2 protein-coding genes are annotated in these 1,809 nt (G+C 50.2%); both read right to left on the bottom strand.

What is annotated here, in order from left to right; translation table 11 throughout:
* Positions 1-863, bottom strand: an 863-nt coding sequence (locus tag BQ7480_RS17485) for an ATP-binding protein (RefSeq protein WP_154670772.1), incomplete at its 3' end; no start/stop codon positions are given.
* Between the two features lie 93 nt (positions 864-956).
* Positions 957-1,809 (bottom strand): PD-(D/E)XK nuclease domain-containing protein (locus tag BQ7480_RS17480; RefSeq protein WP_154670771.1); only part of this gene is annotated, 853 nt, incomplete at its 5' end.

Genomic DNA, 1,809 nt, shown 5'->3' with positions numbered 1-1,809 from the left:
TAGCTCCCAATCTGCATATTGGCAAAGGTACTCAGCAAACTGAAAGGATTGTACATGCCTACCGACTTGTAGCAGAAATGATAGCCGTCATAGTTCACTCTCAGTTGCTCGCAGGTCTGTTCAAAACTCAATCCTAATTTATCAGCAAGTACATGAATGTCTTCGTCAAAGTACTGGTGAAGCTCAGCCTCACTGATACCACAAATCTCGGCATACTGATTCACCATGGAAATGTCGCGCAGGTTGTTCAAGTCGCTGAACACGCTCACCTTGCTGAACTTCGTCACGCCCGTCAGCATCGCAAAATAAATGGAACCGTCGCACGACTTGAGCGCCCCGTAGAACGCCTTGAGCGTGTTGCGGAATTCAGTCTGTAATTCAGGTTTGGAAATAGCCTGAAGCATCGGCTTGTCATACTCATCAATCAGAATCACCACCTTCTGTCCGGTTTTCTTCGCTGCCCGGCGGATTACTCCCTCGAAACGGGTCGCCACGGAATACTCATCCGGATTATAGCCATATTCCGCCTCCCATTGTTTCAGGGTCAGTTCCAGCTTGTTTTCCAGACTTGCCTCCGTGTCATACTTTTCCGTATTCAAATCCATGTGCAGTACGGGATGCACCGTCCAGTCTTTCTCCAGACTTTCCATGGCAAGTCCCTTGAAAAGTTCCTTCTTCCCCTGAAAATAAGCCTCCAATGTGGAAATCATCAGGCTCTTCCCGAACCGACGGGGACGGCTCAAGAAATAATACTTCCCTGTCTGTACCAGGTTATATAAAAGAGACGTCTTATCTACATAAATATATCCCCTGCTGCGGAGATCTTCGAAATTCTGTATGCCTACCGGATAAAGTCTGTTCATGGCCGTTTCGTTTTTATACCTACACAAAGGTAAGATTTATCTGCTGCAATTCCTAATCTCACAAATTGAAATCAACGGCGTGAACGCCAGCTTTCACGCCACAATCCACCGCTCGATGCTCCGGGTCTCGTCACTGAAGTTCACCCCCACCTTAATTACCTTACGACCGTCCGCTGCAAAAGCCGAAGCATAACCTTTCTCCTCTATCTGCTGCAAGGCCTCCTCGGCGGTGCCGTTCAACTTGAACTCCATCACGTAGATGTAGTCGGAAGTCTTCAGTACCAGGTCCACCCGGCCGCGCGAAGTCCGGTATTCCACCTCCGTGTGGAAACCCATCAGCTTGAACACGATGTAGAGGATGTTCTGGTAATGCACCTCCCGGTCGCGGGCCAGCTCGTAGGGCGTATCGTCGAAGAACGTCTGCAACCGGCTCAGGAAACCGTCCACATCCCCCTTGCGCACCTCACCCACAAAGCACTGAATCTCGTAGGGCGACTTGCTGGTGCTCACCGACGCATAATGAGGAAGCAGGAAACGGAAGAAGCCCTGCTCCACCTCCCGGTTCGGGAAACCCAACGTATAGTTCTCAAACTCCGCATTGTAATCCTTGATGGTCAGGTACCCGCTCTGGTAGATGACCGGCACCGGGTCCGTGGAAGCCGCATCGATGGAGTCCAGTACCGGACCGCTGGTCACGATGTGCTCGATTTCATCCACCCGGTAATGGTGAAGCTTCATCAGTTCCACCAGGTAGGTCGGCGTGCCCGTCTCGAACCAGTAGCTCCCAATCTGCATATTGGCAAAGGTACTCAGCAAACTGAAAGGATTGTACATGCCTACCGACTTGTAGCAGAAATGATAGCCGTCATAGTTCACTCTCAGTTGCTCGCAGGTCTGTTCAAAACTCAATCCTAATTTATCAGCAAGTACATGAATGTCTTCGTCA

Origin of the sequence: Bacteroides mediterraneensis (genome assembly GCF_900128455.1) — a bacterium.
GTDB lineage: Bacteria > Bacteroidota > Bacteroidia > Bacteroidales > Bacteroidaceae > Phocaeicola > Phocaeicola mediterraneensis.
The sequence above is the reverse complement of the archived record's forward strand: the minus strand, read 5'-3'. Positions and strand labels throughout refer to the sequence as shown.